This is a genomic window from Streptomyces sp. NPDC002055 (genome assembly GCF_040296705.1).
Classification (GTDB): Bacteria; Actinomycetota; Actinomycetes; order Streptomycetales; family Streptomycetaceae; genus Streptomyces.
In genome coordinates this window covers 91,926-113,906 of the sequence record NZ_JBEOXS010000024.1, presented here as the reverse complement: position 1 = coordinate 113,906, position 21,981 = coordinate 91,926, and the positions used below count along the sequence as shown (strand labels likewise).

At 73.2% G+C, this 21,981-nt stretch carries 15 protein-coding genes; 8 read left to right on the top strand and 7 right to left on the bottom strand.

Annotated features, from left to right (window positions below; translation table 11 throughout):
* Nucleotides 1–378: 378 nt before the first annotated feature.
* Both glmS and ABT112_RS17370 read right to left on the bottom strand, forming a co-directional pair.
* Nucleotides 379–2,193, bottom strand: coding sequence for a glutamine--fructose-6-phosphate transaminase (isomerizing) (gene glmS / locus ABT112_RS17375; protein ID WP_351510400.1), 1,815 nt, complete (start codon nt 2,191–2,193; stop codon nt 379–381).
* A gap of 180 nt (nt 2,194–2,373) precedes the next feature.
* The gene (locus tag ABT112_RS17370) at nt 2,374–2,649 is read right to left on the bottom strand and encodes a hypothetical protein (RefSeq protein ID WP_351510398.1); all 276 of its coding nucleotides are present in this window, start codon (nt 2,647–2,649) and stop codon (nt 2,374–2,376) included.
* A gap of 291 nt (nt 2,650–2,940) precedes the next feature.
* On the opposite strand from ABT112_RS17370, the gene ABT112_RS17365 reads away from it, so the two are divergent.
* On the top strand, nt 2,941–4,686 hold the full coding sequence (locus ABT112_RS17365) for a beta-N-acetylhexosaminidase (RefSeq protein WP_351510396.1): 1,746 nt from the start codon (nt 2,941–2,943) through the stop codon (nt 4,684–4,686).
* 237 nt (nt 4,687–4,923) lie between these two features.
* On the opposite strand, the gene ABT112_RS17360 is transcribed toward ABT112_RS17365, so the two are convergent.
* Genes ABT112_RS17360 through ABT112_RS17345 form a run of 4 tightly spaced genes read right to left on the bottom strand, consistent with a single transcriptional unit; the run spans nt 4,924 to nt 10,829 of the window.
* Nucleotides 4,924–6,090 (bottom strand): acyl-CoA dehydrogenase family protein, encoded by a 1,167-nt coding sequence (locus ABT112_RS17360; RefSeq protein ID WP_351510393.1) that lies wholly within the window; start codon nt 6,088–6,090, stop codon nt 4,924–4,926.
* A gap of 4 nt (nt 6,091–6,094) precedes the next feature.
* Nucleotides 6,095–7,045 carry a hydroxymethylglutaryl-CoA lyase gene (locus ABT112_RS17355; protein WP_351510391.1) on the bottom strand — a complete coding sequence of 317 codons (951 nt, stop codon included), beginning with the start codon at nt 7,043–7,045 and terminating at the stop codon, nt 6,095–6,097.
* Nucleotides 7,042–9,183 carry an acetyl/propionyl/methylcrotonyl-CoA carboxylase subunit alpha gene (locus ABT112_RS17350; RefSeq protein WP_351510415.1) on the bottom strand — a complete coding sequence of 714 codons (2,142 nt, stop codon included), beginning with the start codon at nt 9,181–9,183 and terminating at the stop codon, nt 7,042–7,044. The genes ABT112_RS17355 and ABT112_RS17350 overlap by 4 nt, the downstream gene beginning before the upstream one ends.
* 14 nt (nt 9,184–9,197) lie before the next feature.
* The gene (locus tag ABT112_RS17345; RefSeq protein WP_351510388.1) at nt 9,198–10,829 is read right to left on the bottom strand and encodes a carboxyl transferase domain-containing protein; all 1,632 of its coding nucleotides are present in this window, start codon (nt 10,827–10,829) and stop codon (nt 9,198–9,200) included.
* A 90-nt stretch (nt 10,830–10,919) separates the two neighbouring features.
* Here ABT112_RS17345 and ABT112_RS17340 point away from each other — a divergent pair, with 90 nt between their 5' ends.
* From ABT112_RS17340 to ABT112_RS17325, 4 genes are all read left to right on the top strand, one after another.
* Nucleotides 10,920–11,525 (top strand): SACE_7040 family transcriptional regulator, encoded by a 606-nt coding sequence (locus ABT112_RS17340; protein WP_351510386.1) that lies wholly within the window; start codon nt 10,920–10,922, stop codon nt 11,523–11,525.
* Between the two features lie 227 nt (nt 11,526–11,752).
* Nucleotides 11,753–12,910: an acyl-CoA dehydrogenase family protein gene (locus ABT112_RS17335; RefSeq protein ID WP_351510384.1), complete on the top strand. Its 1,158-nt coding sequence runs from the start codon at nt 11,753–11,755 to the stop codon at nt 12,908–12,910.
* 108 nt (nt 12,911–13,018) lie between these two features.
* A complete protein-coding gene (locus tag ABT112_RS17330; protein ID WP_351510382.1) occupies nt 13,019–13,924 on the top strand; it encodes an acyl-CoA thioesterase in 906 nt (301 codons plus the stop codon).
* A 185-nt stretch (nt 13,925–14,109) separates the two neighbouring features.
* On the top strand, nt 14,110–15,180 hold the full coding sequence (locus tag ABT112_RS17325; protein WP_351510381.1) for a cation efflux transmembrane domain-containing protein: 1,071 nt from the start codon (nt 14,110–14,112) through the stop codon (nt 15,178–15,180).
* A gap of 102 nt (nt 15,181–15,282) precedes the next feature.
* On the opposite strand, the gene ABT112_RS17320 is transcribed toward ABT112_RS17325, so the two are convergent.
* Nucleotides 15,283–16,071, bottom strand: coding sequence for a phosphatase (locus tag ABT112_RS17320; RefSeq protein WP_351510378.1), 789 nt, complete (start codon nt 16,069–16,071; stop codon nt 15,283–15,285).
* A 152-nt stretch (nt 16,072–16,223) separates the two neighbouring features.
* Here ABT112_RS17320 and speB point away from each other — a divergent pair, with 152 nt between their 5' ends.
* The 3 genes from speB to ABT112_RS17305 all read left to right on the top strand — a co-directional run bounded on the left by speB (nt 16,224) and on the right by ABT112_RS17305 (nt 21,927).
* Nucleotides 16,224–17,192, top strand: coding sequence for an agmatinase (speB, locus tag ABT112_RS17315; RefSeq protein WP_351510376.1), 969 nt, complete (start codon nt 16,224–16,226; stop codon nt 17,190–17,192).
* A gap of 267 nt (nt 17,193–17,459) precedes the next feature.
* Nucleotides 17,460–21,368 carry an ABC transporter ATP-binding protein gene (locus ABT112_RS17310; protein ID WP_351510374.1) on the top strand — a complete coding sequence of 1,303 codons (3,909 nt, stop codon included), beginning with the start codon at nt 17,460–17,462 and terminating at the stop codon, nt 21,366–21,368.
* Between the two features lie 172 nt (nt 21,369–21,540).
* Nucleotides 21,541–21,927, top strand: a complete 387-nt coding sequence (locus tag ABT112_RS17305; protein WP_502975374.1) for a hypothetical protein — start codon at nt 21,541–21,543, stop codon at nt 21,925–21,927.
* Nucleotides 21,928–21,981: the final 54 nt, after the last annotated feature.

The following is a 21,981-nucleotide window of genomic DNA, read 5'->3' as shown; positions in this document are numbered from 1 at the left end:
GGGGTTCCGGAAGCTTCCGTGTATTTGTGGCCCCCAGGGCCGTAAATATACGTTCCGGAACCCCCACCCCGGAGGCCCCGTCCCCGTACCCACGACGCACCCGGTACCGACCCACGCCGCCCCGCCCTGGCCCGTGTCTACGCGTCTGGGACGTAGCGACACGTCCCCCGCGCGGCCGGTCACGGAGGACGCACAGCGGGGCCCGGCTACGGCAGGCCGGGGAGACGCCGCTGCCGCCCCCGGGCGACGGGAAACCCCTCGGGCGTCCGCGTGCCGGGGAGCGGCGCGCCAGGGAGCGAAACGAAAAGCGGCCTCCGGAGCGTGCCGGACCGGCACATTCCGAAGGCCGCCATGGCCACTACTCGGCCATTCCGGCCGCTACTCGACCGTCACGGACTTGGCGAGGTTCCGCGGCTTGTCGATGTCCCGGCCCAGGGACAACGCCGTGTGGTAGGCGAGCAGTTGGAGCGGGATGCCCATGAGGATCGGGTCCAGCTCGGGCTCGTTCTTCGGCACCAGGATGGTGTGGTCGGCCTTCTCCTGCTCCTGGTGCGCGACGGCCAGGATCCGGCCGCTGCGGGCCTTGATCTCCTCCAGCGCGGCGCGGTTCTTCTCCAGCAGGTCGTCGTCCGGGACGATCGCCACGGTCGGCATCGCGGGCTCGATCAGCGCCAGCGGGCCGTGCTTGAGCTCGGACGCCGGGTAGGCCTCGGCGTGGATGTAGGAGACCTCCTTGAGCTTCAGCGAGGCCTCGCGCGCCACCGGGTAGCCGCGCACCCGGCCGATGAACATCATCGACCTGGCGTCCGCGTACTGCGCCGACAGCTCCTTGATCTGCTCCTCGCCCGCGAGGATCTCGTCGATCTGCGCCGGCAGCTTGCGCAGGCCCTCGATGATCCGCTTGCCGTCCGCGACCGAGAGGTCACGGATCCGGCCCAGGTGCAGGGCGAGCAGCGCGAAGGAGACCACCATGTTGGTGAAGCACTTGGTGGAGACCACGCACACCTCGGGGCCGGCGTGCACGTAGATGCCGCCGTCGGTCTCCCGGGCGATCGCCGAGCCGACCACGTTCACCAGGCCCAGCACCCGCGCGCCCTTGCGCTTGAGCTCCTGGACGGCGGCCAGCACGTCGTAGGTCTCACCGGACTGGGAGACCGCCACGTACAGGGTGTCGGGGTCCACCACGGGGTTGCGGTAGCGGAACTCCGACGCCGGCTCGGCGTCCGAGGGGATCCGGGCCAGCTCCTCGATCATCTGCGCGCCGATCTGGCCCGCGTGGTACGAGGTGCCGCAGCCCAGGATCTTCACCCGGCGCACCCCGCGCGCCTCACGGGCGTCGAGGTTCAGGCCGCCGAGGTGCACGGTGGAGAAGCGGTCGTCGATCCGGCCGCGCAGCGCGCGGTCCACCGCGTCCGCCTGCTCGGAGATCTCCTTGTGCATGTAGGTGTCGTGGCCGCCCAGGTCGTACGACTCGGCCGCGTACTCGACGGTCTCCGGGGCGGACGAGGTGCGCGAGCCCTCGGTGGTGTACGTCCGGTAGTCGTCGGCCTTGAGGGTGGCCATCTCGCCGTCGTCCAGGGTGACGACCTGGCGGGTGTGGCTGACCAGCGCGGCCACGTCGGAGGAGACGAACATCTCGTGCTCGCCGATGCCCAGCACCACCGGCGAGCCGTTGCGGGCGACGACGATCCGGTCGGCGAAGTCGGCGTGCAGCACGGCGATGCCGTAGGTGCCCTCGACCAGGCGCAGCGCCTGGCGGACCTTCTCCTCCAGGGTCTCGGCCTGGGAGCGGCCGATCAGGTGGGCGAGGACCTCGGAGTCGGTCTCCGAGGCGAACTCCACACCGTCGGCGACGAGCTTGGCGCGCAGCTCGGCGGCGTTGTCGATGATGCCGTTGTGGACGATCGCGACCTTGCCCTCGGCGTCGAGGTGCGGGTGGGCGTTCTCGTCGGTGGGGGCGCCGTGGGTGGCCCAGCGGGTGTGGGCGATGCCGGTGGTGCCGGTGAAGCGCTTGGGGAGCTTGGACTCGACCTCGCGGACCCGGCCCTTGGCCTTGGCGGTCTTCAGGGTGCCGTTCTTGCCGCTGACGGCGAGGCCGGCGGAGTCGTAGCCCCGGTACTCCAGCCGCTGCAGGCCCTCCAGCAGCAGCGGAGCCACATCGCGCTTGCCGATGTATCCGACGATCCCGCACATAGGACTGTCCCTCCCACGTTTCTGTGTTCCGGGGCCCGGTGGCCGGGTCGGCCGGTGGGCCCCGTCGGACCCTTCCGGGCCCGTCTGGTCATGTGTTCCTGTGCCGGCCGCGCGCGGGCGGTCCGGTGAGCCGGCCGTTCCCCCGGCCGGACCGGGGTGAGCCGGTGGCTCCGGCCCGCGTCAGCCGTAGACGATGCGACGCAACTGCCGCAGCGAGAGTTCCGGTGGCGCCACCGCGCGGTGCGGCAGCTCCGCCATGATCCGCTCGAAGATCTCCGTGTTGTTCTGCCCTCTGGCCTGGAGTTCGCGGTGGCGGCGGCGGACGAAGGCCTCGATCGTCTCGTCGAAGTACGCCAGCACGTCCAGCACCACCCGGGCGGCCTCGCCGCGCTGGAGCGGCGTGCTGCGGACCAGGTGGTCGACGAGGTCGTCATGGGACGCGGGGCGATCGAGCACCCGTTGATATTGCGGGTGCGGGGGGTTCCTTTGCAAGAAACCTGCCCGATATCGGGCAGAAATGGGGTTCGGTCGGCTCGGGAGGGGCGGGACCCGGTGGGGGAGGTCGGGTCGTGCGGGGTGGGGCCGTGCGGGTGGGGCGGCCGACGCCACGGTGTCTCAAGTGGTCTACACCTTGACCGGTTGTGAGGTGCACGGTACCCATGGTGACCGTTCGGTCACTCCAATCGTTCGGACAGCAGCTCTGATTCGTTCGGACCGCCTTGCCGAAGCCCGCCGAAGGGACCGCTCGTGAGACGACTGCCCACGCTGTTCTGTTCGCTCCTCCTCGTTGCGGCGGGGGTGTCCGCCACCGGGGCCGCCGCTCCGCCGCCCGATCCGGCCGCCGGGGCCGTGACACCGCTGGACCGGGTGCTGCCCGCGCCCGCCTCCGTACGGCCCGGTGGCGCGCCGTTCACGCTCCGGCCCGGGGCCCGGATCCGGGTGCCGGGCTACTCGCCCGCGGCGCGGAAGGCGGGGGAGTACCTGGCGGGTGTGCTCCGCCCGGCCACCGGTTACGCGCTGCCGGTCACCTCCGCCGGGGAGCGGGACGGGGACATCCTGCTGCGGCTGGGCGGCGAGAGCCGCGGCAGCGGCGGCCCGGCGCCCGGCTCCGGCGGCGCGGGCGCCGTCGGCTCCACCGCCGGGGCCGACGGCACCGCCGGCCCGCGCTCCGGCAGCTCCGCTTCCGGTTCCGCTTCCCATCCCGGGGGCGCGAGCGCGGCTGCGGCGGCCGCGCCCGCGGACCTCGGGGACGAGGGCTACCGCCTGGACTCCTCCCGCGCGGCCGTCGCCATCAGCGCCCATACCGCCACCGGCCTCTTCCACGGCATCCAGACCCTGCGGCAACTGCTGCCCGCCGCCGTCGAGCGTCAGGCGCGGCAGCCGGGCCCCTGGAAGGTCGCGGGCGGCACCATCACGGACGCCCCGCGGTTCGCCTACCGCGGCGCGATGCTCGACGTCTCCCGGCACTTCTTCACCGTCGAGCAGGTGAAGCGCTACATCGACCAGATGGCGCTCTACAAGCTCAACACGCTGCACCTCCACCTCTCGGACGACCAGGGCTGGCGGATCGCGATCGACTCCTGGCCGCGGCTGGCGACGTACGGCGGCAGCACCCAGGTGGGCGGGGGCCGGGGCGGCCACTACAGCAAGCGGGACTACCGGGAGATCGTGCGGCACGCCGCCGACCGTCACCTGGAGGTCGTGCCCGAGATCGACATGCCGGGGCACACCAACGCGGCCCTCGCCTCCTACGCCCGGCTGAACTGCGACGGAGTGGCCCCGCCGCTCTACACCGGCACGGAGGTCGGCTTCAGCTCGCTGTGCGTACCCAAGGCCGTCACCTACGACTTCGTGGACGACGTGGTGCGCGAGCTCGCCGCCATGACGCCCGGCCGGTATCTGCACATCGGGGGCGACGAGGCCCACTCGACACCCCACGAGGACTACGTCGCGTTCATGGACCGGGCGCAGCGGACCGTCGCCAAGTACGGCAAGACGGTCGTCGGCTGGCACCAGTTGACCGGGGCGAAGCCGGCCGACGGGGCGGTGGCCCAGTACTGGGGCACCACCGGGACCGAGAAGGAGGTCGTGGACGCGGCCAAGGCCGGCACCCGGATGGTGCTCTCGCCCGCCAACCGCGCCTACCTCGACATGAAGTACACCAAGGACACGCCGCTCGGGCTCAGCTGGGCCGGATACGTCGAGGTCCGGCAGTCCTGGGACTGGGATCCGGGCCGCTACCTGCAGGGCGTCCCGGAGTCGGCGGTGTTCGGGGTGGAGGCGCCGCTCTGGTCCGAGACCCTCACCACCAGCGACCACATCGAGTTCATGGCCTTCCCGCGGCTGCCGGGCATCGCGGAGCTGGGCTGGTCGCCCGCCGCCACGCACGACTGGGAGGCGTACCGGAAGCGGCTGGCCGCGCAGGCGCCGCGCTGGGCGGCGCTGGGCATCGACTACTACCGCTCGCCGCAGGTGCCGTGGCCTGCCGAGTGAACTACCGCCGTTGCGGGGGCTGTTGAGCAGTCCTCGATCCGTTCGCCCGCCGGAGGGTACGGAGCCCCGGCGCAACGCCTTCCGCCCCGGCCGCACGACGCGGCCGGGGCGGAAGCGTGTCTCTCCGGAAGCGTGTCTCTCCGGAAGCGTGTCTCCGGAAGACGTGGCCCTCCGGAAGACCTGGCCCTCCGGAAAAGCGCGGCCGCCGGGGAGGGCGCTCCCTCCGGGGGAGGCCCGTCAGCCGGTGAGCCCCAGCTCACGGGCGATCAGCATGCGCTGCACCTCGCTCGTGCCCTCGCCGATCTCCAGGATCTTGGAGTCCCGCCACATCCGGGCCACCGGGTACTCGTTCATGAAGCCGTAGCCGCCGTGGATCTGGGTCGCCTCGCGGGCGTTGGTCACCGCGATCTCGGAGGAGTAGAGCTTGGCCAGCGCCGCCTCCTTCTTGAACGGCTCGCCGTGCACCAGCCGGGAGGCCGCGTCCCGCCAGGAGATCCGCGCCGTGTGGGCCCGCATCTCCATGTCGGCCAGCTTGAACTGGATCGCCTGGTTCTCGCCGATCGGCTTCCCGAACGCCTGCCGCTCCTTGGCGTACTTCAGCGACTCGTCCACACAGCCCTGGGCGAGGCCTGTGGCCAGCGCGGAGATCGCGATCCGCCCCTCGTCCAGTATCCGCAGGAACTGGGCGTAGCCGCGTCCCTCCTCGCCGAGCAGGTTGGCGGCGGGCACCCGGCAGTCGCTGAAGGACAGTTCGCGGGTGTCCGAGGCGTTCCAGCCGACCTTGGAGTAGGGGGCGGCCACGGTGAAGCCCGGGGTGCCGGAGGGCACGATGATCGAGGAGATCTCGGGGCGGCCGTCGGGCTTGCGGCCGGTGACGGCGGTGACGGTGACCAGCCCGGTGATGTCCGTACCGGAGTTGGTGATGAAGCACTTGGTGCCGTTGATCACCCACTCGTTCGTCGCCTCGTCGAGCCGGGCCGTGGTGCGGGTGCCGCCGGCGTCCGAGCCGCACTCGGGCTCGGTCAGGCCGAACGCGCCCAGGATCTCGCCCGAGCACAGCCGCGGCAGCCACTCCCGCCTCTGCTCCTCGGTGCCGAACCGGAAGACCGGCATCGCGCCCAGGGAGACACCGGCCTCCAGGGTGATCGCCACGGAGGAGTCGACGCGGGCCAGCTCCTCCAGGGCCAGGCCGAGGGCGAGGTAGTCGCCGCCCATGCCGCCGTACTCCTCGGGGAACGGCAGGCCGAACAGGCCCATCCGGCCCATCTCGCGGACGATCTCGTACGGGAACTCGTGGTTCTCGTAGAACTCCCCGATCTTCGGCGCGATGACATCGTGCGCGAACGCCTCGACGGTGCGGCGGAGTTCCTCGTGCTCGGCGGAGAGACGGTGGTCGATCGTCATGACGTCACTGCTCCTGGGGGGAGGTGGTGCCCGACAGGGCACGGACGGTACGGGACGGGCTGGGCCGTCCCAGATGGGCAGCCATCCACACGCTGGTGGCCGTGAGAGCGCCGAGGTCGACCCCGGTCTCGATGCCGAGGCCGTTCAGCATCCAGACGAGGTCCTCGGTGGCGAGGTTTCCGGTGGCGCTCTTGGCGTACGGGCAGCCGCCGAGGCCGCCCGCGGAGGCGTCGACGGTGCTGACGCCGTGCTGCAGCGCCGCCAGGGTGTTGGTCAGGGCCTGGCCGTAGGTGTCGTGGAAGTGCACCGCGATCCGCTCGGTGCCGACGCCCGCCGCGTTGAGCGCGGTGAGCAGCGCCCCGACGTGGCCGGGGGTGGCGACGCCGATGGTGTCGCCGAGGCTCAGTTCGTCGCAGCCGATGTCGATCAGGCTGCGGCTGACCCGGACCACTTGGTCGATCTCCACAGCGCCCTCCCAGGGGTCGCCGAAGCACATCGACAGATAGCCGCGGACCCGCAGCCCGGCCTCCCGGGCCCGCGCGACGACCGGGGCGAACATCGCGATCGACTCGTCCACCGTGCGGTTGAGGTTGGCCTTGGCGAACGACTCGGTCGCGCTGCCGATGACCGCGATCTCCCGCACCCCGAGCGTCAGCGCCCGGTCGAGGCCGCGCTCGTTGGGGACGAGGACCGGCAGCCGGGCGGCGACCGCGTCGAGTCTGGGCATCAGCGCCTCGGCGTCGGCGAGCTGCGGCACCCACTTCGGGTGGACGAAGCTCGTCGCCTCGATCGTGTCCAGACCGGCGTCGGCCAGCCGGGCGATGAAGTCGGCCTTCACCTCGACGGGGACGACCATCTTCTCGTTCTGCAGGCCGTCCCGGGGCCCGACCTCGTGGATCCGGACCCGGGCCGGCAGGCCGGCCGCGGGCACGCTCATCGGCAGTGACGCGGTCATCGTGCGGCCTCCTCCTCGCGCGGCTCCTCGTGCGGGTCGACCACGGCCAGCACCTGGTCCATGGCGACGGTGCTGCCGGGGGTCACGTCGAGCTGGGCGACCGTGCCGGCGTGCGGCGCGGAGATGACGTGCTCCATCTTCATCGCCTCGACGACCAGCAGGCTCTGGCCGGCGACCACCTCGTCGCCCACGGCGGCCTTCACCACGGTGACGGTGCCGGGCATCGGGGCGGTCAGCGCGTCCATGCCGTGCGCGCCCGCCGCGCCGCTGAGGGCCGCGGCGACCGGGTCGTGGTCCTGCACCTGCCAGCCGTCGCCGTCCCGGCCCAGCCACTGGCCGGCGCCGCCGGACGGGGTGAGGAAGGTGTGGGTGACGCCGTCCCACTCCAGCCGGAGCCGCTCGGGCGCGCCGTCCGGACCGCCGAAGGACGGACTGCCGAAGGACGGACTGCCTACGGACGGACCGCCGGCGGACGGGCCGTCGGCAGCCGGACCGGAGGGGAGCAGCCGGGCCGGCACGGCCTCGCCGTCCCCGATCCGGACCTCGGCCGCGGCCGCGGTGCCGCGCACGTGGACGGCCACCGGGTCCTGCCCCGGCACCCGCAGATGGTGCGTGGTCCAGGCCGGTTCGCCACCGAGCCGCCAGCCGCTGCCCGCCGAGAACGGGTCCGTCCAGCCGGTGGCGGGGGCGTTCCGCAGGCCTTCCGGCTGCAGCGCGGCGTGCCGCAGCAGCGCCGCCGTCGCGTAGACCTCGTCCGGCACGCCCGTGGGCACCAGCGACGCCGCGGCGCGGTCGACCAGCCCGGTGTCCAGCGCGCCGGAGACCACGTCCGGGTGGTCCAGCAGCCGCCGCAGGAAACCGGTGTTGGTGTCCAGACCGAGGACGGCCGTCCCGGCCAGCGCGCCGCGCAGCCGGCGCAGCGCCGTCGCCCGGTCCGGGCCGTGGGCGATCACCTTGGCCAGCATCGGGTCGTAGGAGGTGCCCACCTCCGTCCCGGTGTTGAGACCGGAGTCCACCCGGACGCCCTCGCCCGCGGGCTCGTGCAGCGCCCGTACGGTGCCCGCGGAGGGGAGGAAGTCCACCCGGTCCCCGGCGGCCCGCGCGGTCTCCGCGCAGATCCGGGCCTCCACGGCGTGCCCGGTGAGCCGGATGTCCTGCTGTCCGTAGGCCAGGTGCTCGCCGGCCGCGACCCGCACCTGCCACTCCACCAGGTCCAGCCCGGTGACGAGTTCGGTGACCGGGTGCTCGACCTGGAGGCGGGTGTTCATCTCCATGAAGTAGTAGGCCGACGGGTCGTGGCCCGGGACGATGAACTCCACCGTGCCCGCGCCGGTGTAGCCGCAGGAGCGGGCGGCCTGCACCGCGGCGGCTCCCATGGCCTCCCGGGTGGCCGCGTCGAGCAGCGGGCTCGGCGCCTCCTCGATGATCTTCTGGTGGCGGCGCTGGAGGGAGCACTCGCGCTCGCCGAGGTGCACGACCTCACCGTGTCCGTCGGCCATCACCTGGATCTCGATGTGCCGCGGGCTGTCGATCCACCGCTCCACCAGCAGCGTGTCGTCGCCGAAGGAGCCGCGGGCCTCGCGCCGCGCCGCCGCGATCTCGTCGGCCAGCAGGGCTTCGTCACGGACCAGCCGCATGCCCTTGCCGCCGCCGCCCGCCGAGGGCTTGAGCAGCACCGGCATCCCGATCTCCCGGGCCGCCGCGGCCAGTTCGGCGTCGCTCAGGCCGCTGCCGGAGGAGCCGGGGACGACCGGGACGCCGGCCTTCCGCACCGTCTCCTTGGCCCGGATCTTGTCGCCCATCAGCTCGATGGCGGACGCGGGCGGGCCGATGAAGGCCAGGCCGGCGTCCGTGCAGGCGCGGGCGAACGCGGCGTTCTCCGCGAGGAAGCCGTACCCCGGGTGCACCGCCTGGGCGCCCGTCCGCTCCGCCGCGGCCAGCAGCCGCGGCACCGACAGATAGCTCTCCGACGCGGCGGCCGGGCCGATGCGCACCGCGGTGTCCGCCTCCCGGACGTGCCGGGCGTCCGCGTCGGCGTCGCTGAAGACCGCGACGGAGCGGATGCCCATCGCCCGGAGCGTGCGGATGACCCGGACCGCGATCTCGCCGCGGTTGGCCACCAGTACCGTCTCGAACATCGTCATGGTCCCCCTCACATCCGGAAGACGCCGTAGCCGGGTGCGGCAGGGTCCTTGTCGGGCAGCGGAGCGTTGGCGCAGGCGGTCAGGGCCAGCCCCAGCACCGTGCGGGTCTCCAGCGGGTCGATGACGCCGTCGTCCCACAGCCGGGCAGAGGCGTAGTAGGCGTTCCCCTGGGTCTCGTACTGCTCGCGGATCGGGGCGCGGAACGTCTCCTCGTCCTCCGCGCTCCACTCCTCGCCGCGGCCCTCCAGCTGGTCGCGCTTGACGGTCGCGAGGACCGAGGCGGCCTGCTCGCCGCCCATCACCGAGATCTTGGCGTTCGGCCACATCCACAGGAAGCGGGGGGAGTACGCCCGGCCGCACATCGAGTAGTTGCCCGCGCCGTACGAGCCGCCGACCACCACCGTCAGCTTCGGCACCCGGGTGCAGGCCACGGCCGTCACCATCTTCGCGCCGTGCTTGGCGATGCCGCCCGCCTCGTAGCTGCGGCCCACCATGAAGCCCGAGATGTTCTGCAGGAACAGCAGCGGGATGCCGCGCTGGTCGCACAGTTCGATGAAGTGCGCGCCCTTCTGGGCCGATTCGGAGAACAGGATGCCGTTGTTGGCGACGATCCCGACCGGGTGGCCGTGGATCCGGGCGAAGCCGGTGACCAGCGTCGTGCCGTACTCGGCCTTGAACTCGGCGAACCGGGAGCCGTCCACGACCCGGGAGATCACCTCCCGCACGTCGTACGGGGTGCGGGAGTCGACCGGGACCGCGCCGTACAGACCCGCCGGGTCCACCGCCGGCTCCTCGACCGGCTCCACCGGCCACGGCAGCGGCTGCCGGGAGGGCAGGGTGGAGACGATGTTCCGGACGATCCGCAGCGCGTGCGCGTCGTCCTCCGCGAGGTGGTCGGTCACGCCGGAGGTACGGGAGTGCACCTCGCCGCCGCCGAGCTCCTCCGCGGTCACCACCTCGCCGGTGGCCGCCTTCACCAGCGGCGGACCGCCCAGGAAGATCGTGCCCTGGTTGCGCACGATGACGGCCTCGTCGCTCATGGCCGGGACGTACGCGCCGCCCGCCGTGCAGGAGCCCAGCACCGCGGCGATCTGCGGGATGCCCGCGCCGGACATCCGGGCCTGGTTGTAGAAGATCCGGCCGAAGTGCTCGCGGTCCGGGAAGACCTCGTCCTGCATCGGCAGGAAGGCGCCGCCGGAGTCCACCAGGTACAGGCAGGGGAGCCGGTTCTCCAGCGCCACCTCCTGGGCCCGCAGGTGCTTCTTGACCGTCATCGGGTAGTAGGTGCCGCCCTTGACCGTGGCGTCGTTGGCGACGATCACCACCTCGCGGCCGGAGACCCGGCCGATCCCGGCGATCACACCCGCCGCGGGCGCCTGGCCGCCGTACATCCCGTCCGCCGCCAGCGGCGCCAGCTCCAGGAACGGGGAGCCCGGGTCGAGGAGGGCGTCCACCCGGTCCCGGGGGAGCAGCTTGCCGCGCGCGGTGTGCCGCGCCCGTGCCTTCTCGCCGCCGCCCAGCCGCGCTCCGGCGAGCTTCTCGCGCAAGTGCGCCGCGAGCTCCCGGTGCGCCGCCTCGTTGGCCCGCCAGGCGTCGGACGCCGGATCGGCGCCGGACGCCAGCGCTGGTGCCTGCTGCATCTCCTCGAGCCCCCTTGCCCGGTTAATGAGCGTTAACGCATGTGCCTTCAGGTTAACGATCGCTAACGCGGCTGTCTAGAATGAATGCCCATGAGCACCAACGCTGCCGCCGGGACCGCGGCCCCGTCCCGCCGTGACCAGATCCTCGGGGAGGCCGCCCGGCTCTTCGCCGAGCGCGGCTTCCACGGCGTGGGCGTCGACGAGATAGGTGCCGCCGTCGGCATCAGCGGCCCCGGGCTCTACCGGCACTTCGCGGGCAAGGACGCGATGCTGGCCGAGCTGCTGGTGGGCATCAGCGAGCGCCTCCTCACCGGCGGCAAGCGGCGGGTCGCGGAGACGGCCGGGCCGCCCGGGGCGGTGCTCGACGCGCTGATCGAGGGGCACATCGACTTCGCCCTCGACGACCGCCCGCTGATCGTCCTGCACGACCGGGAGCTGGACCGGCTGCGGGACAGCGACCGCAAGCTGGTGCGCCAGCTCCAGCGGCAGTACGTCGAGCTGTGGGTCGCGGTCGTCCGGGAGATCCACCCCGGCGCCCCGGAGGCCGAGGCGCGGTCGGCGGTGCACGCCGTCTTCGGCCTGCTGAACTCCACCCCGCACCTCAGCCGCCCCGCCACGCTCCCCGGCCGCGAGGCCACCGCCGCCCTGCTGCACCGGCTGGCGCTGGGGGCGCTGGCGGCGCTGTCGGCGGGCTGACGGCGCTCCATGGCAGGCGGCCCGGCGGGCCGCGGCCCTGTGGTCGCCATGGCCGGTTTCCGATGTCTGTGATGGCCGATTCTGTGCGGCCGCTGTGGCCTGCGCGACTCCGTCGGAGGGGGTGGAACCCCTGGACAGGCCGACTGACTCCCGGGTAACTTTCGCTGAGCAAGCGCTTAGACACTCAGGGATCGCTCGCGGTCCGGCCGGGAGAGGGAGGCACGCGGATGCGGCGCACGGTGTTCAACGAGGACCACGAGGCCTTCCGGGAGACCATCCGCGACTTCATCGCCGCCGAGGTGGCGCCCGTCTACCACGAGTGGGAGGCCGCCGGGCAGGCCCCGCGCGACTTCTACCGCAAGCTCGGCGAGCTCGGCGTGTTCGGCATCGAGGTGCCGGAGGAGTACGGCGGCGCGGGCGAGACCAGCTTCAAGTTCACCGCGGTCATCAGCGAGGAGTGCGCCCGGGCCGGGGTCAGCTTCGGCGGCAGCGGCGTGCACACCGCGCTCTGCCTGCCGTACCTGCTGGCCTACGCCAGTGAGGAGCAGAAGAAGCGCTGGCTGCCGGACTTCGTCTCCGGCGAGATGATGACCGCCATCGCCATGACCGAGCCCGGCACCGGCTCCGACCTGGCCGGGATGAAGACCACCGCCAAGCTCTCCGAGGACGGCACGCACTACATCCTCAACGGCGCCAAGACCTTCATCACCGGCGGCGTCCTCGCCGACCGGGTGCTGGTCTGCGCCCGCACCGCGGCCCCCACCCCCGAGGACCGGCGCGGCGGGATATCCATCCTGGTCGTCGACGCGAAGAGCGAGGGCTACGCGGTCGGCCGCAAGCTCGACAAGCTCGGGCTGAAGACCTCCGACACCGCGGAGCTGTCCTTCACCGACGTCGAGGTCCCGGTGGAGGACCTGCTCGGCGAGGAGGGCAAGGCCTTCTCCTACCTCACCCACAACCTCCCGCAGGAGCGGCTGAGCATCGCGGTCGGCGCGTACGCCCAGGCGTCGGCGGCCATCGCGTTCGCCACCGAGTACGTCCGGGACCGCACCGTCTTCGGCCAGTCGGTCGCCGCGTTCCAGAACACCAAGTTCGTGCTCGCCGACTGCCGGGCCGAGGTGGACGCCGCGCAGGCCGTCGTCGACCGGGCGCTGGACGCCCTCGACGCGGGCGAGCTCACCCCCGCCGACGCCGCGTCCGCCAAGCTGTTCTGCACCGATGTCGCCTCACGCGTCATCGACAAGTGCCTCCAGCTGCACGGCGGCTACGGCTACATGATGGAGTACCCGATCGCGCGCCTGTACGCGGACAACCGCGTCAACCGCATCTACGGCGGCACCAGCGAGGTCATGCGCTCGATCATCGCCAAGTCGATGGGCCTGTGAGCCCGGGTCCGGCTCCCCGGACCTCAGCCGTCGCGCCCCGTCCCCCGTCCCCCGTCCCCAGTGCCCCCGTCACCGGCACCCCGTCCCGTCCCCGAGTGAAACAACCTGATGAGCGAACCCCTGCAGAGCCTCCTCGACCTGCTCGACCTCGAGCGGATCGAGGAGAACATCTTCCGCGGCAACAGCCGCCCCGCCGTCGTGCCGCGGGTCTTCGGCGGCCAGGTGGCGGCCCAGGCGCTGGTCGCCGCGGGCCGCACTGTCCCCGCCGACCGCGCCGCGCACTCGCTGCACGCGTACTTCCTACGGATCGGTGACGCCGGAGCCCCGATCGTCTACACCGTCGACCGGATCCGCGACGGGCGGTCCTTCACCACCCGCCGGGTGGTCGCGGTCCAGCACGGGCAGCCGATCTTCCATCTCTCCGCGTCCTTCCAGGCGTTCGAGGAGGGGCTGGACCACCAGGCCCCGATGCCGCCCGCGCCGGACCCGGAGACACTGCCGACCGCCGAGGAGATGCTGCCCCGGCACGCCCACTTCTTCCGCGACCCGGGCATGGTGGACCGGCTGCTGGAGGCGCGGGCCGCCGTCGACCTGCGCTACGTCGAGGAACCGCCGTACGCCACCGCCGCCCAGGGGCCCCGCGACCCCAGCTCGCAGGTCTGGTTCCGGACCAACGGCAAGCTGGCGGACGACCCGCTGCTGCACGTCTGCCTCGCCACCTACGTCTCGGACATGACGCTGCTCGACTCGGTGCTGCTCGCCCACGGCCGCGGCGGCTGGACCGTCGGCGACGTGGTGGGCGCCAGCCTCGACCACGCCATGTGGTTCCACCGGCCGTTCCGGGCCGACGAGTGGCTGCTCTACGACCAGCACAGCCCGTCGGCGCACGGCGGCCGGGGCCTGGGCGAGGCCCGGATCTACACCGCCGACGGCCGGCTGGCGATCTCCGTCATCCAGGAGGGCGTGATCCGGGTGCCGCGCGACGAGACCCGGCCGGCGCCCGAGGGGCCGTAAGGGGCCTTGCCCGATGAGCGTCCGGTGAGGTCGCGTGGTCCGGTGCCGTGCATCGCCGCGGTTCCGCGAGGTGCGGTGCCGGACCACGCGACCCGGGCGGGCATGGCGCAAGGACTCCTGAGGACGAGCCGCCTCGCGGTGGGTGCCGTGGGCCGGGCCCGGCCGTTCGGGCATACTCGCGCACCATGGGCCGTGTCGAGCAGGACCACCGGACGCCGGACGGCGCCGGGCCGTCGCAGCGGGGCGGAAGCCTCGCCACCGTGATCGTCGCCGCGCTCGCCGGTCTCGGCATCGCGGTCGCCAAGGCGGTCGCCGGAGCCGTCAGCGGTTCCGGCGCCCTGCTGGCGGAGGCCGCGCACTCCGTCGCCGACGCGGTGACGGGGCTGTTGACGGCGTTCGAAGCCCGCCGGGAGCGCCCGGCCGAGGCCGCCCGCCCGGACGGGCACGATGACGAACGCCGCCACGGTGGCGAGCGCCGTCACGATGAAGAACACCGCCACGGTGGCGAGCGCGGTCATGGCGACGAACACCGCCACGGCAATGAGCCCCACATCCCGGCGGCCCTCGGCACCGTCGCGCTCTTCGTAGCCGCCGCGGTCTTCGCCCTCGACGAGGGCATCCGCACCCTCGCCGCGGGCGGGGAGCCGGGCGACCCGGCCGTGGCGTACGTGGTCCTCGCCGTCGCCCTGCTGCCGGCGGCCTGGTCCCTGCGGGCCGCGGTGCGGCAGGTGCGGGCGGGCGCCGCCCGCTTCCGCGTCCCGGTACGCGACTACCTGCGGCACACCCCGGACACCGCCGAGCGGTCCGCCGTCCTGCGGGACGCGGCGGCCGTGGCGGGACTGCTGCTCGCGGCCGCCGGGCTGCTCGGCGGCCGGCTCACCGGCTCCGCCGGCTGGGACGGCGCCGCGTCGGTCCTCATCGGCCTGCTTCTGCTGACCGTGGCGTGGGAGTCGGCCCGCGGCCGCCCGGCGACGCCCGCCGGAGGGTCGCTGCCGCCGGAGATGCGGGACGCGGTCCGGGACGAGCTGCTGGAGCTGTCGCACGTCCTCGGCGTCCTGGAGCTGGTCACCGTCGTGCAGGGGCCGGGCGAGGTGCTGGTCGCCGCGAAGGTCGACTTCACCGACTATGCGACGGCCGAGGAGATCGAATGGGCCTGCGAGGACGCGGAGCGGGCGCTGCGCACCCGGTTCCCGGCCATCGCCCGGGTCTTCCTCGACCCGACGCCGGGTCCGTACCAACGGCGGCCGGAGCGGTAGTCCGCCGTTGGCGCTCCCGAGGGGCCGCTGTGACGAGACCGTCCGACGTCAGCGGCTGAGGACGTCAGCGGCGTCCCAGGGGATCCACGGCCCGGCCGCCCGTCACGGCTGGGCCGTCAGCCCCGCGGCGTCGATCAGGTAGGCCGTGAGCGGGTCGTAGTAGCGCGGGTCCACCACGTGGTCGTCCAGCGGCACGGTGACCGCCAGCGTGCCCTCCGCCTCGCCCAGGAACAGCGCCGGGTCGTTGCAGTCGGCGAAGCCCACCGCGTCGATGCCCCGCTGTCCCGCGCAGCCCGCCCAGCCGTGGTCGGCCACGACCAGGTCCGGCAGCGGCCGGCCCTGGTGCGCCAGGCCGTCCAGGATCGCGGCCATCGGCATGGGGGAGTGGGTGTGCCAGAGCGTCGCGCCCCGCTCCAGCACGGCCACGTCGCAGAACTGGAAGACCGAGCCCTCGTCCGCCCGCAGCCCCGGCGGAATCACCATGATCTCGCAGCCGGCCGCCCGCAGCGCCGCCGCGACGCTGCGGTGCACGTCCAGCAGCCCGCCCGGGTGGCCCGTCGCGAACAGCACCCGCTGCCCGGCCTCGGCCGCCTTGCGCAGCACCGTCGCCGTCCGGTCCAGGGCGTCGACGGTCAGCGCCGGGTCGATGGTGTCCTGGCCGCTGCGGTGCCCCGGGTCGTCGACCACGCCGCAGCGCTCCGCCATCACCGCCAGCACGTCCTGCTCGTCGGTCCAGCGGTCGCCGAGCTCCAGCCCCAGCCAGTAGTGGCGGTCGCCGTTCGCGAGCTTGCGGTAGTGGTCGAGGTTGTTCTCCCGCGGGGTCGCCACATCGCCCGCGATCCGGGTGCGGACGAGGTGGGCGATCAGTTCGGCACGGCTGGGTATCGGCATGGAGTCCATTGTGGCGTGAACCGGGGTGCGATGGACGCCGTGTCCAAATAGCGTGGCCCGCCCATCGGGAACGTACATGTGCGAAATCCGCGGCTCTCCCTACGCTCGGACCCGTACCCAGTGATCCCGAACCGCCGAGAGGCAGCAGCTGTATGAGCACAGAGCCCCGTGGCCCCGTCGACTCGTCCCGCATCCCGCGCTACGCCGGACCGGCCACGTTCGCCCGGCTCCCCCGGCTCGACGAGGTGGGCGCCGCCGATGTGGCCGTGGTCGGTGTGCCCTTCGACACCGGTGTCTCCTACCGGCCCGGCGCCCGCTTCGGCGGCAACGCCATCCGGGAGGCCTCCCGGCTGCTGCGCCCCTACAACCCGGCGCAGGACGCCTCGCCCTTCGCGCTCGCCCAGGTCGCCGACGCCGGTGACATCGCGGCCAACCCGTTCAACATCGACGAGGCCGTGGAGACCGTCCAGGCCGCGGCCGACGACCTGCTCGACACGGGCGCCCGGCTGATGACCCTCGGCGGCGACCACACCATCGCCCTGCCGCTGCTGCGCTCCGTGGCCCGCAAGCACGGCCCGGTCGCGCTGCTGCACTTCGACGCGCACCTGGACACCTGGGACACCTACTTCGGTGCCGAGTACACCCACGGCACCCCGTTCCGGCGCGCCGTCGAGGAGGGCATCCTCGACACCTCCGCCCTCTCGCACGTCGGCACCCGCGGCCCGCTGTACGGCAAGAAGGACCTCGACGACGACGAGAAGATGGGCTTCGGCATCGTCACCTCCGCCGACGTCATGCGCCGCGGCGTGGACGAGGTGGCCGACCAGCTCCGCCAGCGCATCGGCGACCGGCCGCTGTACATCTCCATCGACATCGACGTGCTGGACCCGGCCCACGCGCCCGGCACCGGCACCCCCGAGGCGGGCGGCCTGACCTCCCGCGAGCTGCTGGAGATCCTGCGCGGGCTCTCCGACTGCCACCTGGTCTCGGCCGACCTGGTCGAGGTCGCCCCGGCCTACGACCACGCGGAGATCACCTCCGTGGCCGCCTCGCACACCGCGTACGAGCTGACGACGATCATGTCCCGGCAGATCGCGGCCGCTCGGGAGCCTCAGGCCTGACGCCTCCCCGACGCCCTGCGTCGGCGGCCGGTCCGGCACGGGCCCGGAGGCTCAGGTCTCCGGGCCCCAGCTCCGGACCGGACCCGGAGGCAGAGGCCTGCGGGCCCCAGCTCCGGACCGGACCCGGAGGCTTAGGTCTCCGGCCCCGTGCCGTGCGCGACATATTGCCTACGCACAGCTGAAACAAACCGGGCACCCCCGGTGTTCTTGATCGTGGCGCTGCGGGCACCGTGGCGCCACGACGGCTGGGACAACGGAGGGTGACCGGTGGTTTCGAGGGACGACGGCGGGCAACGGAGCGGCTGGGCGCGACGGCTGACCGGGTACGCCTGGCGGTACCGGCGCAATGTGCTGCTCGCCCTCGGCTCCTCCCTCGGGGGCATGGCGGTGATGGCCCTCGTGCCGCTGGTCACCCGGCTGATCATCGACGATGTGGTGATCGACCGGACCCGCGACATGGCCCCCTGGGCCGGGCTGCTGGTCGTGGCCGCGATCGGCGTCTACGCCCTCACCTACGTCCGCCGCTACTACGGCGGCCGGCTCGCCCTCGACGTGCAGCACGACCTGCGCACCGACATGTTCGGCGCGCTCACCCGGCTGGACGGCCGGCGCCAGGACGAGCTCAGCACCGGACAGGTCGTCGGCCGCGCCACCAGCGACCTCCAGCTGATCCAGGGCCTGCTCTTCATGCTGCCGATGATGATCGGCAACGTCCTGCTGTTCCTGATCTCGCTGGTCGTGATGGCCTGGCTCTCCCCGCTGCTCACCGGGGTGGCGCTGGCTGTCGCCCCCGCCCTCTGGTTCATCGCCAAGCGCAGCCGCCGCCGGCTGTTCCCGGCCACCTGGTACGCCCAGGGCCAGGCCGCCGCCGTCGCGGGCGTGGTGGACGGCGCCGTGACCGGCGTCCGCGTGGTCAAGGGCTTCGGCCAGGAGGAGCAGGAGGCCGGCAAGCTCCGCGAGGTGAGCCGCAAGTTGTTCGCCGGACGGCTGCGGACCGTCCGCCTCAACTCCCGCTACACCCCGGCCCTCCAGGCGGTCCCCGCGCTCGGCCAGGTCGCGATGCTCGCCCTCGGCGGCTGGATGGCCACCCGCGGCCAGATCACGCTGGGCACCTTCGTCGCGTTCTCCACCTATCTCGCGCAGCTCGTCGGCCCGGTCCGGATGCTCGCCATGGTCCTCACCGTCGGCCAGCAGGCGCGGGCCGGCGTCGAGCGGGTGCTGGAACTCATCGACACCGAACCGACGATCACCGAGCGCGCCGACGCGCACGAGCTCCCCGCCGACGCCGAGGCCACCGTCGAGTTCGACGGGGCCACCTTCGGCTACGACCCGGAGCGGCCGGTCCTCTCCGACTTCTCCCTGCGGATCGCCCCGGGCGAGACCGTCGCCGTCGTCGGCGCCTCCGGCAGCGGCAAGTCGACGGTCTCGCTGCTGCTGCCCCGCTTCTACGACGTCACCGACGGCGCGGTGCGCGTCGGCGGGCACGACGTGCGGGATCTGACCTTCGCCTCGCTGCGGTCCGCCATCGGACTGGTACCGGAGGACAGCTTCCTCTTCTCCGACACCGTGCGCGCCAACATCGCCTACGGCCGGCCGGACGCCACCGACGAACAGATCCGCACCGCCGCCCGGGCCGCCCAGGCCGACGGCTTCATCGCCGAGCTGCCCGACGGCTACGACACCACCGTCGGCGAGCAGGGCCTCACCCTCTCCGGCGGCCAGCGCCAGCGCGTCGCCCTGGCCCGCGCGATCCTCACCGACCCGCGACTCCTGCTGCTGGACGACGCCACCTCGGCGGTCGACGCCCGGGTCGAGCACGAGATCCACGAGGCGCTGCGCGGCGTCATGGACGGCCGGACGACCCTGCTGATCGCCCACCGCCGCTCCACGCTGGCCCTCGCGGACCGGATCGCCGTCCTCGACGGCGGCCGGCTCGCGGACGTCGGCACCCACGAGGAACTGGAGGCGCGGTCGGCCCTGTTCCGCCGGCTGCTCACCGACCCGGACGAGCTCGGCGACGTCGCGCGCGACCCGGTCGGCCTCCTCGCCGCCGAGGCGGACGCCGAGGACCTCGACGCCGAGCTGGACGCGGAGCGCCGGGAGTGCGAGGCCGGGCTGCGGCTCGATGTCGACCTGGAGGTCGAGGCCGAGATCGACTCCGAACCGGTCAACGCCCGGCGCCGGGTGGCCGACGGGGTGACCCCCGAGCTGTGGGGCCGTTCCCGCTCCGGTGAGGCTCCGCGGACCGGCTCCACCGCCTCCCGCGCGGCCGACGCCGCCGTCCCCGGCGGGCCCGTACCGGGCGCACCCGGCCCCGGCATGGCCGGCGCGCTCGCCGGGATGCCAGCCACCCCCGAACTCCTCGCCCAGGTCGCCGCGCTGCCGCCCGCCACCGACACCCCCGACGTGGACGAGGAGCGGGCCGCCCACCCCGAGACCGACTACGGACTGCGGCAACTGCTCCGCGGCTTCCGCACCCCGCTGCTGATCGCCCTGCTGCTGGTGGCGGTCGACGCCGTCGCGGGCCTGCTGCTGCCGATCCTCATTCGGAACGGCATCGACGACGGTGTGCAGCGGCTCGCCCTCGGCGCGGTCTGGACCGCGTCCGCGTTCGCGCTGGTCGTGGTCCTCGCCCAGTGGGGGGCGCAGATCGCCGAGACCCGGATGACCGGCCGGACCGGCGAACGGATCCTCTACGCGCTGCGGGTGAAGATCTTCGCCCAGCTCCAGCGGCTGGGACTGGCCTACTACGAGCGCGAGCTGACCGGCCGGATCATGACCCGGATGACCACCGACGTCGACGCGCTGAGCACCTTCCTGCAGACCGGTCTGGTCACCGCCGTCGTCTCCCTGCTGACCTTCTTCGGCATCCTCGTCGCGCTCGTCGTCCTCGACGCCGGGCTGGCCCTCGTCGTCCTCGGCACCCTGCCCCTGCTGGTCGTCGGCACGATCGTGTTCCGCCGCAAGAGCGTGAAGGCGTACGAACTCGCCCGGGAGCGCATCAGCGTGGTCAACGCCGACCTCCAGGAGAGCGTCGCCGGGCTGCGGATCGTGCAGGCCTTCCGCCGCGAGGGCACCGGGACCGAGCGCTTCGTGGCGCGGAGCGACAGCTACCGGCAGGCGCGGGTCCGCGGCCAGTTCCTGATCTCCGTCTACTTCCCGTTCGTGCAGCTGCTGTCGTCCGTGGCGGCGGCGCTGATCCTGGTCGTCGGCGCGGGCCGGGTGAGCGAGGGGACGCTGACCACCGGCGCGCTCGTCGCGTATCTGCTCTACATCGACCTGTTCTTCGCCCCGGTGCAGCAGCTCTCCCAGGTCTTCGACGGGTACCAGCAGGCGGCCGTGTCGCTCGGCCGCATCCAGGAGCTGCTGCGCGAGCCCACCACGGTGAAGCCCGCCGAGGAGCCGCGCCCGGCGGGCCCGCTCCGCGGTGAGATCACCTTCGAGGACGTGCATTTCCGGTACGGCGCCGAGGACGGCGAGGAGGCACTCTCCGGCGTGGACCTGCGCATCCCGGCCGGGCAGACCGTCGCCTTCGTGGGCGAGACCGGCGCGGGCAAGTCGACGCTGGTCAAGCTGGTCGCCCGGTTCTACGACCCGACCTCCGGCGCCGTCCGGGCCGACGGCACGGACCTGCGCGCCCTGGACCTCACCGGCTACCGGCGGCGGCTCGGCGTCGTCCCCCAGGAGTCCTACCTCTTCCCGGGCACGGTGCGCGACGCCATCGCCTACGGCCGCCCCGACGCCACCGAGGCCGAGGTGGAGGCCGCGGCCCGTGCGGTCGGCGCCCACGACATGGTCGCCTCGCTGGACGGCGGCTACCTCCACGAGGTCGCCGAGCGGGGCCGCAACCTCTCCGCCGGGCAGCGGCAGTTGATCGCCCTGGCCCGGGCCGAGCTCGTCGACCCCGATGTGCTGCTCCTCGACGAGGCCACGGCCGCCCTCGACCTGGCGACCGAGGGGCTGGTCAACCGGGCCACGGACCGGCTGGTGGGCAGGCGCACCACCCTGGTCGTCGCCCACCGGCTGACCACCGCGGCCCGCGCGGACCGGGTGGTGGTGATGGACCACGGCCGGGTCGTGGAGGACGGCACGCACGCCGAACTCCTCGCCGCGGACGGGCGCTACGCCCGGCTGTGGCGCACCTTCGCCGGCGAGCCGGAGACCGCGCCGGCCTGACCGGAGTGGCCTGACCGGGGCGGCCCCAGGTGCTTCCGGGCGCCCCGGGCCGCCCCCGCCCGCCCGGGGCACCACGGGCACCCCGGGAACCAGGGGCCCCACTCCACGCGTGTAGCTTGTCGGTCGCCCGTATGTCCGAACGACGGGCGCATGACCCCCTAGGGAGGCAGACGTGCGCGGTGCGGTTGCACGCCGTCGAACAGCTCTGGGGGTGGTGGTCCTCATGGTCGTCGGGCTGGCCGGACTGGCCGGTTCCGGCACGGCCGAGGCCACCGCGGCGCGCTGCGAGGGGCGGAAGGTGAAGACGCTGTCGCTGCCCGGCGGGCGGATCCACATCCACCGGACCAGGCTCTTCGCCTGCGCCTTCACGGTCGCCACGGATCCGGGCAAGAAGCGGAAGATGAGCGTCAGCATTCAGGCGCGCGGCACCCGGCCCCGCTGGGACACCGGTTACTACGCCCACCACGCCGGACCGGTCCGGGTGGCCGCCGGACAGCGCTGCGTCTTCGTCCGCGGTTCCGTGGGCCGCCGGTCGGTGAGCTCCGGCTGGCTCTGCTGAGCCGAACGCCCTTGCGGGCACGGCCGGTTGCCTTCTTCGGGCCGATTCTCCCTG